At 71.8% G+C, this 12,409-nt stretch carries 12 protein-coding genes; 5 read left to right on the top strand and 7 right to left on the bottom strand.

Annotation, left to right across the window (positions count from 1 at the left end; all coding sequences use genetic code 11):
• Positions 1 to 89 precede the first annotated feature (89 nt).
• Both MNY62_RS00310 and MNY62_RS00305 read right to left on the bottom strand, forming a co-directional pair.
• Complete coding sequence (locus tag MNY62_RS00310; RefSeq protein WP_242342080.1) at positions 90 to 1,367, bottom strand: hypothetical protein; 1,278 nt, start codon at positions 1,365 to 1,367, stop codon at positions 90 to 92.
• Positions 1,368 to 2,115: 748 nt separating this feature from the next.
• Positions 2,116 to 2,343, bottom strand: a complete 228-nt coding sequence (locus MNY62_RS00305; RefSeq protein ID WP_242342079.1) for a hypothetical protein — start codon at positions 2,341 to 2,343, stop codon at positions 2,116 to 2,118.
• A 452-nt stretch (positions 2,344 to 2,795) separates the two neighbouring features.
• On the opposite strand from MNY62_RS00305, the gene MNY62_RS00300 reads away from it, so the two are divergent.
• Positions 2,796 to 3,362 (top strand): hypothetical protein, encoded by a 567-nt coding sequence (locus MNY62_RS00300; RefSeq protein ID WP_242342077.1) that lies wholly within the window; start codon positions 2,796 to 2,798, stop codon positions 3,360 to 3,362.
• Positions 3,363 to 3,621: 259 nt separating this feature from the next.
• Here the strand turns inward: MNY62_RS00300 and MNY62_RS00295 are convergent, their stop codons facing one another.
• Both MNY62_RS00295 and MNY62_RS00290 read right to left on the bottom strand, forming a co-directional pair.
• A complete protein-coding gene (locus MNY62_RS00295) occupies positions 3,622 to 5,205 on the bottom strand; it encodes a DHA2 family efflux MFS transporter permease subunit (protein ID WP_279426185.1) in 1,584 nt (527 codons plus the stop codon).
• 8 nt (positions 5,206 to 5,213) lie between these two features.
• Positions 5,214 to 6,473 (bottom strand): HlyD family secretion protein, encoded by a 1,260-nt coding sequence (locus tag MNY62_RS00290; protein WP_242342074.1) that lies wholly within the window; start codon positions 6,471 to 6,473, stop codon positions 5,214 to 5,216.
• Positions 6,474 to 6,815: 342 nt separating this feature from the next.
• On the opposite strand from MNY62_RS00290, the gene MNY62_RS00285 reads away from it, so the two are divergent.
• From MNY62_RS00285 to MNY62_RS00270, 4 genes are all read left to right on the top strand, one after another.
• Positions 6,816 to 8,000, top strand: coding sequence for an FG-GAP repeat protein (locus tag MNY62_RS00285; protein WP_242342072.1), 1,185 nt, complete (start codon positions 6,816 to 6,818; stop codon positions 7,998 to 8,000).
• A 12-nt stretch (positions 8,001 to 8,012) separates the two neighbouring features.
• Complete coding sequence (locus MNY62_RS00280; protein ID WP_242342071.1) at positions 8,013 to 8,321, top strand: FG-GAP repeat protein; 309 nt, start codon at positions 8,013 to 8,015, stop codon at positions 8,319 to 8,321.
• An 84-nt stretch (positions 8,322 to 8,405) separates the two neighbouring features.
• On the top strand, positions 8,406 to 9,116 hold the full coding sequence (locus tag MNY62_RS00275) for a TFIIB-type zinc ribbon-containing protein (protein ID WP_242342070.1): 711 nt from the start codon (positions 8,406 to 8,408) through the stop codon (positions 9,114 to 9,116).
• A gap of 161 nt (positions 9,117 to 9,277) precedes the next feature.
• Positions 9,278 to 9,760, top strand: coding sequence for a hypothetical protein (locus tag MNY62_RS00270; protein WP_242342068.1), 483 nt, complete (start codon positions 9,278 to 9,280; stop codon positions 9,758 to 9,760).
• Positions 9,761 to 9,780: 20 nt separating this feature from the next.
• Here MNY62_RS00270 and MNY62_RS00265 read toward each other — a convergent pair whose 3' ends face one another.
• The 3 genes from MNY62_RS00265 to MNY62_RS00255 form a co-directional block, all read right to left on the bottom strand.
• Entirely contained in the window at positions 9,781 to 10,518 is a 738-nt protein-coding gene (locus tag MNY62_RS00265) for a patatin-like phospholipase family protein (protein WP_242342067.1), read from the bottom strand.
• Positions 10,519 to 10,607: 89 nt separating this feature from the next.
• Positions 10,608 to 11,261, bottom strand: a complete 654-nt coding sequence (locus MNY62_RS00260) for a class I SAM-dependent methyltransferase (RefSeq protein ID WP_242342066.1) — start codon at positions 11,259 to 11,261, stop codon at positions 10,608 to 10,610.
• Between the two features lie 230 nt (positions 11,262 to 11,491).
• Entirely contained in the window at positions 11,492 to 11,929 is a 438-nt protein-coding gene (locus tag MNY62_RS00255; RefSeq protein WP_242342064.1) for a YciI family protein, read from the bottom strand.
• Between the last annotated feature and the right edge of the window lie 480 nt (positions 11,930 to 12,409).

Here is a 12,409-nt window from a genome sequence, read left to right as displayed (position 1 = left end):
CCGGCTGCAGCCGGCGAGGGCGGCGCCGGCGATGAGGCACGCGGCGGAAAGGTATCGATTCGTGCGGACCATGCTTCCATGCCCCCGATTCACGGCGAGGTGAAGCGCGCCGGGGTGTAGCTGTTCTCGGATGCGGAGACGCGGGTCGGCGGAGGACCCGCCGTGACGTCGAAGTCGGCCGCCGTGACGTAGACCTCGTAGGTGCTCCCGGAGGTGAACGTGCCGGCCAGGAAGTCCGCGGACGTGCCGGTCACCCACTGTCCGGCGACGTAGGAGCTCCCGAGCCAGACGGAAGCGAAGTAGCTCTGGGCGCCCGGGACGCCGTCCCAGGTCACGTGGGCGCCGCGCTTCGCGTCGCCGCTGGCGGACACGCCCCCGGGGAGCGGCAGCGGGAGCGGCGGCGCGATCGCGAACTGGGTCGTGACCGACTCGACCCCGTCGCTCGCGACCAGGGTGTAGAGCCCGGGCGTCGGCGGCAGGCCGTAGGCCCAGACCAGCCGCTTCGTGAAGTTGGCCGGCAGCTCGAAGCGCAGGGGGTCCGACGCAGGCAAGTCGGGGCCGGTCACCGCGATCGACCAGGCGCCGCCGTCCGGCGCTCCGTCCGGCGCCGAGAGGCCGACCCAGATCGCCAGCCCGGGGACGAGGCCATAGTCGATGCGCCCGCCGGCGGCGCGGAGCACGAGCGGCGCTCCAGAGGCGCGCCCGAGCAATCCGAGCCGCGCCTGCGAGACGTGGAAGCTCGCAGGCATCGCCGGAGCGACTCCCGGCTCCAGCGCCGTCGGGTCGGCGCCGAGCGCCTGGATCGACGCGAGGTAGGATCCTTCGGGGAGCGCGGAGACGTCGCAGCCCGTGGCCGCCGAGACCTGCTGCTCCTGGATCGTGCCGCCCGCGGTCAGGACGCACGCATAGGCCTCCGCGCCGGCGACGTCGGCCCACTCCAGGCGCGTTCCGTCGAGAGAGAGCGCGGCCAGCGGCACCGCGAGCGGGGTCGCGCCGGCCAGGGTCGCTACCGCCTTCAGCGTCTGCCCACCGCTGGAGGCCACGATCTCGAACCTGCCGTCGGCCGGCGCGACGTCCGGCCAGTAGGCGACCGCGTAACCGGCGCCGGATGCGTAGGTGGCGGGAGGCCCGAGCGACGCCCCGTCGCGCACGACGCCGAGCAGCCAGTCCGAGTCCGGCCCCGCCCCCGCGTCGCTCCGGACCGTGGTGAGCGCCGCGAGGCCCAGACGCCCGGATCCGTCCTCATAGGTGCCGAGCGCCGCCGTCGCGGTGTACGGAACCGCGGGTTCGCTCGTCGAGCCGCCGCTACATGCGGCCGCGACGATGCCGCCGAGAATGACGAGGTACCGCCGCGCTGCGCGAACCATGCGCACCCCTGAAATCGCATCCGGGGGTGCGCGATCACGCACTCACCGGCATTCGGTGGGCCCTGGGGCCGCGTGGGTCCGGGCGTTTGCCTGCTCGCCTTTCGACGAGGTCGCTATTGTCGTGCCGTCCAGGCTCACACGTTGCGCGAACTTCTCGCCAAGTCAACACGCGATTCCGTTCCACCGCAACCGTTCTGGTTCACGGCGGGTTTCTTGGCACTCCGCGTGAGTAGGATTTCATGACACATCTCGATCCCTCGCCACCGGGCCTTGATCATCCGGAGCGCGTGGATCGTCGCCATCCGCCCCGGGGGTTCGGGTAGCCCTCGAGAATGCGGTATGGTCGAGGCTCACCACCCGCCGATGCAGGGGCGCGCGAACGCCTTCCAGGCCGCGCAGACGTACACCGCGCCGCCCCAGCAGCGCGCGCAGGTAGAGCGCTTCCACACCGATCACCGCGGGAGGACCAGGCGCAATGCCTCACGCGATCACTTCGCGCTCGCCTCAGTGCGGCCTTGGCCTCGAGCAGTAACCATACAGCAGCGCCAACGCGAAAAAGAGCACCAGGGGGATGAAGCGCATGACGCGATGGCGGAGGATGAGCTTGCTGACGTCGGCCTTTGCCATCCTGACCGCAGCCGCACCGCAGCCGCGTCGTCCGGGTGCACGTAGCTCTCGCTCGGAGACCGGTAGGTCTCCAGCTCGTCGCCCCTGACACGCGCCCCCGAGGGCGTGGCCAACTCGATCATCAGCCGCAGGGTGTCGGCGTCGGGATTACGAGTCCAAACCTCGCCGTCCTGCCAGACCAGGACCGGCTCTCCTCGCCCCCGGCCTTCACCGTGATCTCGAGGGTCCCATCGTCGCCCGGGCTGGCCTGGAGATCGGGCCTGGACTCGACCGCACCCACCACATCCTCGCGACTGATGGGGAGCTGCTTGCCCGCGTGGGTCCGGAGGATGGTCACGTGGTAGCTCATCGACAACACCTCCCCTCGTGCGAGGCCCGAGCTTGATCCGCTCCCGATCCACGAGCCATTGAGTTGCCGCTCACTCGCCCCTCTCCCCTGGCACGAGCTTCTGCTCGACCGCGTGAACCATCGCGTCGTCGAGTCCGTACCGGCGCCCTCGTCGCACGCAGCAGCCAGGTGAACATGAGACGGTTCTTGGCGCGAGCGAACGCGAGCTCCGGATTCTGAAGTCCTTCACCTCTCACGACGTCCGACCGATAGACGAGCGTGCCGTCTCGGTACACCCAGGATCAGCCGTCTGCGGTAGCTCATCTCGTGCCTCTCCGTTCGACGACGTGGCTGGAAGTGCCAGGAGCATATTCCACCAGGACGACCTGAGCGGCCCTTCCCGTCCTTCACCCGCTCGGCTCGGCTCCGGTGTCCGCCGCAGTCGACGACGTTGCTGCCATTCTCGAGAGTCCATGACGGTGCGTGACAACACCGGAGCGCCGTGCTCCGATCCCTGCATGCGCTGGTCGTTCGAGATCCTGCCGGGCCTTCCTGGAACTGGACCCTACCCGGAGCAGTTCACGACCAGCGGGGCGACCCACCGCGAGGGCTTCGTCGTGCGGTTCACCGCGGACCAGGGCGAGAGCTGGGTCGGCAACTTCCAGCGCGGATCCGGCGGTCGGTATCTGTCCGCTGTCTTCGAGCATCCAACGATGGCGCGCTTCTTCGTGATCTCGGGCGGACAGGCCTACGTCATCGATCCGTCGATGCGAAGGTGTGTCGAGACGTTCGGACCGGATGTCCGGGAAGGAGTTCGTAACGAGCGGAGGCTCGTTCTGGCGACCGACACCGAAGCAATCGTCGTCGAACCGCTTGGCACGTGGGTCTCCGAACGGCTTGCGTGGGACGGAATTGCAGACCTCGAGCTGGAGGGAGACCGGCTCAGGGGCCTGGGCATGGACGCGATCAACGATGAGTGGCGTCCGATCGAGGTGGACCTGCAGACTCACGCCGTGCTCGCGTCCGCCTACGAGCTCTGAACTTCCTCGATCCGAACCAACGCAGGCGGAGCTGGCGCTCACTCGTCTCGCGTTTGGTGTCCCGCTTCAGAGTGCAGTGAGCCCAGCGGCGGTCGGAGTGGTCGCGGAGCGCTGCGGCGCGGACGCGACCCGACAGCGGCGTGGCGGTCGCGGCTCGCCGCGTCCACGCCTCGCCGTGAGCCTTGACATCGGGTGGCTAGGGCGCGCTCTCCGGAGGTCGCCGTCGATCGATCGTCGATGGGCGCCCGCTAGCGGCGGCTCAGTGCGCTCCCGCCGGCGCGGCACGGGGATCGTTCCTCTTCAACAGCAGGAGGATGAGCGGGACGAAGAGCGCGCACACGATGGCCAGGTCCTCGATGATCCGCGCGTACGAGAGCACCGCCGCCTGCCGCTGGATCGTGGCGTAGAGAACGCCGAGGGCGCGTCGCGTCGCCTGCGCCGGGCCGGCGGAGGAGAACGCGTGCGTGAGCTGCGCCAACCGCTCCTGGAAGACGGGGTTCGACTGCGTCGCGTGCTCGACGAGGCGGCTCTGGAACTCCTGCGAGCGACGCGCCAGGGCCGTGCTCACGAAGGCGATGCCGACGCTGCCGCCGATGTTGCGCGCCAGGTTCATGAGCCCGGACACCTGGTTGTTCTGCTCTCGCGGCACGCCGATGTAGCTCACGGTGTTGATGGGGATGAAGAGGAACGCGAGCGCGAGGGCCTGGTACACGCGGTACAGGGTGGCGGTGTGCACGTCGATGCCGAGGTTGATGCTCGACATGTGGAAGAGGGCGAGCGACATCCCCGTGAAGGCGGCCGCGATGAGGTACTTCGCCGGCACGCGGGAGACCAGGAAGCCCGCGAGGGGCATCGTCGCCATGGTGACGAAGCCGCCCGGGCTCAGCACCTCGCCGGCGCTCTGGGCGCTGTAGCCCATGAGCGTCTGCAGGAAGAGCGGGAGGAGCACCGTGGTGCCGTACAGCACCCCACCCAGCGTGAACATGAGGCCGACGCTGACGGCGAAGTTCCGGTTCCGGAACAGCCGGATGTTCACGATGGGGTTGGGGTGGGCCCACTCCCATACCAGCGTCCCCAGGAGGCCGATGACGGTCGCCATCGCGAACACGACGATGAACGGGGAGGAGAACCAGTCGTCCTCCTGGCCCTTGTCCATGACGACCTGGAGGCTCCCGAACGCGACCGCCACCAGCCCCAGCCCGAGCCAGTCCACCCGGACTCGCCTCGAGCGCTCCTTCTCGTCCCGGAGCCAGGGCGGATCCTCGACCATGAGGGAGCTGAGGAACAGGGAGGCGATGCCCACCGGCACGTTGATGTAGAAGATCCAGCGCCAGCTCGCGTGGTCCACGATGTAGCCGCCTAGCGTCGGGCCGATGGCTGGCGCGAACACCACCGCCAGGCCGTACATGGCGAACGCCATGCCGCGCTGCGCGGGCGGGAACGTGTCGGCGAGGATCGCCTGCTCGCTGGGCGCGAGCCCGCCGCCGCCGACGCCCTGGAGCACCCGGAAGAAGACGAGCGCCGACATCGTGGGCGCGAACCCGCAGAGGAAGCTGCTCAACGTGAAGAGCGTCACGCAGGTCATGTAGAAGCGCTTGCGCCCGACCCGGCTGGAGATCCAGGCGCTGATGGGCAGGACCACCGCGTTCGAGACCAGGTAGGAGGTGAGGACCCACGTCGCCTCGTCCTGGCTGGCCGAGAGCCCGCCGGCGATGTGCGGCAGCGCCACGTTCGCGATGGCGGTGTCGAGCACCTCCATGAACGTGGCCAGGGTCACGGTGAATGCGACCAGCCAGGGGCTGTGTCGAGGCCTCCAGGCGGCCTCTTCGGCGGCGCCAGCCATCGCGGGCATCACTCCCTGACGTGGACGGTGACCTCCACCGACTGGCCCGCGCGCAGGGGCAAGTCCGCGGGCGCCTCGAGCGCGATGCGCACCGGGATGCGCTGGGCGACCTTGACGAAGTTGCCCGTGGCGTTCTCGGGCGGCAAGAGCGAGAACCGCGCGCCGGTCCCCGCGGACACGCTCTCCACCTTTCCACGGAGCGTCCGCCCGTAGGTGTCCACCGACACGTCGGCCCCCTGGCCCGTGCGCATCCTGCCCACCTGCGTCTCCTTGAAGTTCGCGGTGACGTATCTCTTCATCGGCACGAACTGCGCCACCGTCTGTCCCACCGCCAGCCAGGCCCCGGGGTGGCTGCCGATCCCGCTCACGAATCCCTCCTCGGGGGCGCGCAGCCGGGTCCACTCGAGGTTCAGCTGGGCGAGCGTCAGGGCCGCCTCGGCGTTCCGCACGCGCGCGTGCTGGTACGCCGCGCTGGCGCGCGCGGCGGCGATGCTCGCGCCGACCGGCTGCGAGACGGCCACCCGTCCCCGCGACTCGCCGACCTGCGCCTCGGCCCGACGCACCTGCTCCTCGGCCACCCTCACGTTCGCGCGCGCCGATTCCACCCCCGCCCGCGCCGACTCCGCCTGCGTCTGGATCTGGTCCAGCTGCTGCTGCGGCATGACGTCCGCCTTCCCCAGCTCCCGGGCGCGCCGGAGGTTGACGTCGGCGAGCGCGAGATCGGCCTCGCGGCTGGCGAGGTTCGCCCGGGCCTGCGCGAGCTGCGCCCGCGCGCCGGACACGGTGCGGCTCGAGCCGAGGAGGTTGGCCTGCGCCTCGGTGAGGGAGCCGCGGGCCGCCGCCTCGGCCACCGCGACCTGCGCGTCGGCGGCATCCGCCTGCGCGCGCACGCTGTCCAGCTCGGCCGAGGCCTGGACGACCTTCGCCTGATACTCCCTCTCGTCGAGCTGGAGGACGACGTCGCCCTTCTTCACCGCCTGGTTCTCGACCACAGGGACGGCGGCCACCTGGCCCGCCACGCGCGGCGCGAGCGGCACCACGTCAGCGTCCACCTGCGCATCGTCGGTGCGCTCCTTCCCTGCGTTCACCAGGAGATAGACGAGCACGCTCAGGATGACGGCCGCCGCGATCCCGCCGACGATGAGCAGGGCGCGGCGCCGGCTGCGCGATGCCTTCGCGGCGCCCCCAGGGCCCGCCGCCCCACGGTCCCTCGCCTCGCGGTTCCGCAGGTCGGCCTGCGCCTCGTGCTCGGCGGGGACCTCGGCCATCCCCGACAACTATTTCCGTCGGTCGACCGCCGCACGGAATGCGGGCGCGCTCGCTCGGGCTGCCATCGCACGCCGCCGGCGCTCCGGGCTCCTGGTCGCTCGACGGTTTCCCGGGCTCACGCGAGACGTCGTTCCTCCACGCCGGGAAACCGATGCGCGGCGCCGTTCCGACGTCCCCGTGGATGGGGGGCCCGCCGCACTCGGAGAGGCCCGATACCTGCACGCCATTTACGCTGGGTACCACTGTACGTTCAGTGTGACGCTTCCCCGGATGTCGGCGTTGCGCCCATGCACTCCCCGTGTCACCATCGAGAAGCAGCCCATCCCTCCCTGGAGCCGGACATGACCCGAGCTCGATGCACCGCCCTCGCGGCGGCAACCCAGGCCATCCTCGTCGCGCTCGCAGGCTGCAGCGGCGGTGGCGGAGGCGCCACCACGCCGCGCTTCGCCGTCGGAGGCGTCGTGAGCGGGCTCGCCGGCCAGGGCCTCGTCCTCCGGCTGAACGGCGGCGACGCCCTCGCGATCGCGGCGAACGGTCCGTTCGCGTTCCCGACGAGGCTCCCAGCAGGCGCCGCGTACTCGGTGTCCGCGAGCGCCCAGCCCGACGGCCACCTGTGCACCGTCGCGAGCGGCTCAGGGACCGTCTCCGGCGCGGACGTGACGAACGTGGCGGTCACCTGCGTCGTGGGCCGGAAGCTCGTCGCGTCCGATGGAACGCCGTCCGCGAGCTTCGGCGGGTCGCTGGCGGCCTCGTCCGACGGAAGCACCCTCGTCGTCGGGGCGCACCTCGCGGGCGGGGGTGCGGCGTACGTGTACCGCTGGAGCGGGTCGGGCTGGGACGAGCTGAAGCTGACGACCGCGGACGGCGCGCCGGACGAGTGGTTCGGCATGTCCGTGGCGACGTCGGCGGACGGCGGGCTCGTCGTCGTCGGCGCCCCGGGCGAAACCGTGGGCCTGAACGCGCGGCAGGGCTCCGCGCGCGTGTTCCGTTGGACGGGCTCGAGCTACGTCGCCGAGGCGACCCTCACGGCGTCCGACGGCGCGGCGCAGGCAAATTTCGGCTCGTCGCTCGCGCTGACCTCGGACGGAACCACGCTCGTCGCGGGCGCGCGGTATGACGATGGGCCGACGACCACGGACCAGGGCGCCGCCTACGTGTTCCGCTGGAACGGGTCGTCCTTCGAGGAGGCGACGAAGCTCACCGCCTCGGACGGCGCGACGTGGGACAACCTCGGCACGTCCGTCGCGGTGTCGGCCGACGGGAACACCGTCGTGGCGGGCGCGCCGTACCATGACGTCGGCGCGAACGGCGGACAGGGGACCGCGTACCTCTACGCGTGGGACGGCTCGACCTGGAACGAGACGCAGCTCACCGCGTCGAACGGCAGCGGCGGCGAGTACTTCGGCCGGGCGGTCGGGATGTCGGCGGATGGCGCCACCGTCGCGGCGGGCATGCCGTTCCATTCGACGATCCCGACGATCAATCACGGCTCGGTGTACCTGTACCGAGACGGCGGAGCGGGCTGAGTCGAGAGCTGGGTGACGCCGTCCGACCTCGACGCGTACGATCTCTTCGGGTGCGCCCTCTCGATGTCGGCGAGCGGCGCGCGACTCGTCGCCGGGGCGTACCAGGGCGGCGGCGCCGCCGACCCTGGCGCCGTGTACGTGTACGACGCGGCCGGCGGCGGATGGTCGGTGGCGAGGCTGGTCGCGGCCGACGGGGTGGACGGGGACGCGTTCGGCGACTCGGTCGCCGTGTCGTCAGACGGCAGCACGATCGTCGGAGGCGCGCCGCTCGCGGACGTGGGCGCGAACGCCCACCAGGGGTTCGTGCTCGTGTTCCGGTAGCGCGGCCGAGGGGATCGGCCGCATGGACGGCGCGGAGTCGACGGACATTCGCCGGCAGCGTCCAGCTCGGGCAGGATCGCGCGGGTGATCGGCGCGCGCCTCACCTGCCCGGACTGCAAGGTCGACCTGGCGCAGGTGGCCTCCGGCTCCGTCCTGGCTCACCGCTGCGAGCGCTGCCGCGGGATCTGGCTCGATCCCGGGTCCTTCCAGCGCCTCTGCGAGGAGGAGACCCGGCCGCCCGACGACGAGACCGGCCCGGCACCTTCGCGTGGCGCGGGAGCTCCCCGGGTCGGGCCGGGCCAGACGGAGCGGGTCCGGTACCGTGCCTGCCCGGAGTGTCGCGACGTGATGAACCGGTCCAACTTCGGCCGGGTGTCCGGCGTCGTGATCGACGTCTGCCGCCAGCACGGCGCCTGGTTCGACCGCGGGGAGCTCGGAGCCATCCGGCGCTTCCTGAGGAATGGCGGCGTGCGCAAGTACGAGCAGCGCCGCCGCGCGGAGCGCGAAAGGCCCTCGCCGTCCGGCGCGGGGCGACCGTTGCCGCGGGAGGCGTCGCTCGACGACCTCTACGACGTCCTGGCGGGCAACGACGGAGGCTGGGACGTCCCGAGCCGGATCCCGAGGCTGCTCGTCGCCGCCTTCTTCGCGGTCGTGGGGGTGTGGTCCCTGTGGCGCGCGTTCCATCCCCGGTACTTCGAGCGCAGCTACGGCGCGGGTCCGGTGCTGCTCGGGCTCGTCTCGCTCTACTTCGCCTGGCGTGCGCTCGAGCAATGGGCCGCGGGGCGCGGCCGCTGACGGCGACGGCCGGCACTCGAGCGGAGCGAGCGCGCACGAGACGCCTCTCCATGCGCGTCTCGCGTCGGCGCGCCCCCTCGCAATCGGGGGACGCGCGCTGTCCGCAGGCTGGCGCATCGTTACCAGGAGACACCAAACCGGATCTCGGCGAGCATCGCGGAATGCACGCGACCCTCCTCGCTGCCGCCCTGCTCCTCGCTGTCCCGTCGCGGGCCAGGGACGCCGATCCGCGCTCGCTCGTCGGGCAGCCACTCCCCGAGGCCGGGCGCGACGACTTCGCCGCGTGGAAGCTTCAGGACACCTGGCTGGTCGACGAGCCTGGAGCGGCCCCGCGGTACGGGTGGGTGATCTGGACGCGCCCCGGCCTGGCGATCGTGTTCCTCACGAGTGAAGACCACGTTGCCGACGCGCTGCGGGTGGCGGTGCCGCGCGACCACGCGATCGGCTTCGCCTGCACCCCCGCCGGCTCGGCCGGCCCGGACCCGGACGTCGTCGCTTTGGTCGACAATCCGCCGGTCCCCCCGGGTGCGCGGTGCGTGTTCTCGAGCCCCCGCAAGGCGTGGCGGCTCGACCGCAGCCGCGGCCGGATCGAACCCATCTCGCCGGCCGGGATGCGGTGCCAGCGCTCCTGTCCCTGGGATTGAGAGGCGAACAGCGGGCGGGGTCACCCCCGCAACAGCTCGCGCGCGAGCGCGCTCCGCATGCCCTGCGCCGCGCGCTCCATCGCCTCGGGGCCGTGCTCCAGGTGGAACGGGTTCACGCGCGGGATCCCCGGGAGCGCGACGGCCTGCATGCGCGGGCGCTCCGGGATGTGCAGCGCGGGGCTACCCCTCCGGCGCCACGGTGAGCGCGACGCGAGGTGATGGTAGAGGACGCGCTCCCCGTCGAGCGCGCCGGCGAGGCCGGGGCGGTCCAGGACGCCGCCGTCCAGGTACAGGCGCCACCCGATCCGCACGGGGTGGAACAGGAACGGCAGCGCGCACGAGGCGTGGAGCGCCGGCGCGAGCTCGCCGGCGTCGAGCACGGTCGTGCGCCTCGCGAGGACGTCGAACGCCGACACGGCGAGCGGGACGCGGCACTGCTCGAACGTCCTCGCGGGAGCGAGCGCCTCGAGCCGCGCGCGGAACCGCGCTCCGCGCAGGAGCCCGAGCCCGGGGCGGAGATCCCAGAAGTGCTCGCGGCGCAGCGCCAGCAGCTCCTCGCAGAGCCGCCGCGCCGGGACCCCGGCGGCCCAGAGCCCTCCGACGAGCGCGCCCGCGCTCGAGCCGAGCACGCGCGCGGGGAGCAGCCCCTCGTCCTCGAGGACCCGCACCACGCCCGCGTGCGCGTAGAACCCGAAGAACCCGGACGACAGCGCGAGCGTGAAGGGTCCCGAGGCGAGCCACTCCCGGAGCGTGGGCACCGGGGCAGCATGCCGTCGGCCGGCGCGACGCGCAACGCCGGGTTGGTCCCGCTCGACCCGCTGCCCCGTCCGCTCGCGCGGCGACCGCGTCATCGGCTCGCCCGCAGCACGAGGTCGTCCTCCGTCACGCGCCCGTGCAGCTCGAGGAGTCGGACGCTGGAGAACCCGGCCGCCGAGGCCGCCGCGGCGAGCGCGCCGCTCTCGTGGAACCGGAACCCGTGCCGGGTGATGCCGCCGAACTGGCGGAGCTTCGCCGCGCTCGAGAAGCCCAGGGTGAGGAGCCCGCCCGGCCGGAGCACGCGGTGCAGCTCGGAGAACGCTCGGGCGAGGTCGGGCCAGAAGTAGACGGTGTTCGTGGACGCCACGACGTCGAAGCTCGCGTCGTCGAAGGGGAGCGCCTCGACGGCGCCCTGCTCCAGGCGAAGCTCCGAACCCGCGAGCCGATCACGCCGCGCGCGAAGCCACGCCACCGCCGCCTCGGAGGGATCGACGCCCGCGAGGTTCCGGACGCCGCGGCTGTGCGCGAGCTCGAGCAAGGCCCCGCCGCCGAAGCCGACGTCGAGGAGCCGGCAGCCCGCGGTGAGCTCCACACCTTCCAGGGTCGCCACGATGAGGCCGCGGTTCCCGCGGTTCAGGACCCGGGTCATGACGGTGCGACCGAACCAGCCACGCGGCCTGGCCAGCTGACCCGCGATGACGCCGGATACGGGGTCCAGCAGCCGGAACAGAAGCGCCTTGCGCACCTTCACTCCTTCGACTTGGGACGTGGCCCGATCGCGAGTCTCGCATACGCCGGCTCCGGGAGCGGACCTGCGCGCTCCGACCTCACGGAACGTCTGGGTCGACAGGTCGCCGCGACAGCGCCGTGAGCCGCGCGGCCACCGCAGGCCACTCCTCCGACCCGCCCCATCTGCTCCGGACCGTCGCGCGCAGCCTCACGAGTGGCCTCGCGGCGGGATGCAGGCGCGTGACCTCAGGTCCGCCGGGCCTCGAGCTGCTTGCGAAGCTCGTCCTCCTGCTTGCGGAGCTCGCCAGTGGGGTCGGCCGACGCGAAGTCCTCGACCTCGTAGACCGGGCGAATCTCGATCTCGGCCTCTGTGCCCGGCATCGGGTTCGGGCAGCGCCTCACCCACTCGACCGCCTCCTCGATGGACTTCACCTGCCAGAGCCAGAAGCCCGCCACGAGCTCCTTCGTCTCGGTGAAGGGTCCGTCGATCACGTTCCGCTGCGCGCCGGAGAACCGGACCCGCTTGCCGTACTTGCTGGGGCGCAGGCCCTCCCCGGCGAGCATGATGCCGGCCTTCACCAGCTGCTCGTTGTACGCCCCCATCTCCTTGAGGAGCTTCTCGTCTCCGGGGCTCACCTCGTTCTCCGACTCCCGGGTCGCCTTCACGATGACCATCACGCGCATCGTCTCGTTCCTTTCTGGTTGGCCTGACTCGGCTGCTCTACCCGTGCGACGAAGGAGCCAGGGCGAGATCGACATCGGTGCAGCGGATTCGTCGTCGAGGAGCCAAGCTGCCGAGCTCCTTCGAGCATTGACCGAGCTCCCGGGTAGGCGCGGGGCCGCCACGAGTGACCACGCGCCGGCACGGCACGGAGGGATGGCGCGACGGGTCCGGACGGGCAAGCTCCAGAAGGGCGGCGGCCGCACGAGCGGCCCGACAGGCGCGTCGTGATGGCGAGGATCCCCGTCGACGCCGCGAGATACGGGGCGGCGCTCCGGCAGGCCTCGAACCTCCCGCGCGTGCAGCGCTTCCGGGGCGAGGAGCTCGTGGTCGAGCGCGCCGAGTGCGATCGTCTCGGCGGCTTGCGGAGCGAGGCTGGCCAGCGAGCAGCGATTCTTTCAGCGGAAGCCTGACGGTAGAATGCGCAACGCGGATGGGGCGAG

It is taken from the genome of Anaeromyxobacter terrae (assembly GCF_022690685.1).
GTDB classification, from domain to species: domain Bacteria; phylum Myxococcota; class Myxococcia; order Myxococcales; family Anaeromyxobacteraceae; genus Anaeromyxobacter; species Anaeromyxobacter terrae.
The sequence above is the reverse complement of the archived record's forward strand: the minus strand, read 5'-3'. Positions and strand labels throughout refer to the sequence as shown.